The sequence below is a fragment of the Limimaricola cinnabarinus LL-001 genome (genome assembly GCF_000466965.1).
In the GTDB taxonomy this organism is placed as follows: Bacteria; Pseudomonadota; Alphaproteobacteria; order Rhodobacterales; family Rhodobacteraceae; genus Limimaricola; species Limimaricola cinnabarinus.
Map to the genome: position 1 here is coordinate 1 of NZ_BATB01000191.1, position 511 is coordinate 511.

1 pseudogene is annotated in these 511 nt (G+C 60.7%); it reads left to right on the forward strand.

The features are described from left to right. Nucleotides 1-77 precede the first annotated feature (77 nt). Nucleotides 78-350: pseudogene (locus MBELCI_RS19065) on the forward strand (transposase); the annotation flags it as partial. Nucleotides 351-511: the final 161 nt, after the last annotated feature.

A 511-nucleotide genomic window follows, 5' to 3' on the forward strand; every position in this document is an offset into this window, starting at 1 on the left:
GGGTGTGACGCTGGCGATCACCGTCGATCTTCGGAATAGGTTCGGGTTGGGAAACCTTGAACCAGATGGAGACGACGATGACCGACGACAGAATGGCTCTGCTCGAGCTGGTTGAAAAGCAGGCTGATGGAGATCTGGTCCGCGAGATGCTGGCCTTCGCGGCCGAGCGGATCATGGAGGCAGAGGTCGAGGCGAGAACCGGCGTTGCGAAGGGCGCGCGTTCGCCGCTGCGCGAAGTTCACCGGAACGGCTATCGCGAGCGGGACTGGGACACGCGTGCCGGCCGGGTCGCGTTGGAAATTCCGAAGCTGCGCAAGGGCAGCTATCTGCCCAGCTTCCTTGAGCTGAGGTGCTCCCCGGTTTCAGGGCACTGACGTAAGCTACGATTTGCTGTCTGCTGATCTTCACCGACGAGGAGATCAGAGATGTCGAAACGCAAGCAGCACGCGCCTGCTTTCAAGGAGCTATGCCTGAGTTGGGTGACGCGCTTTGATCAGGCGGCGCGGTTTTT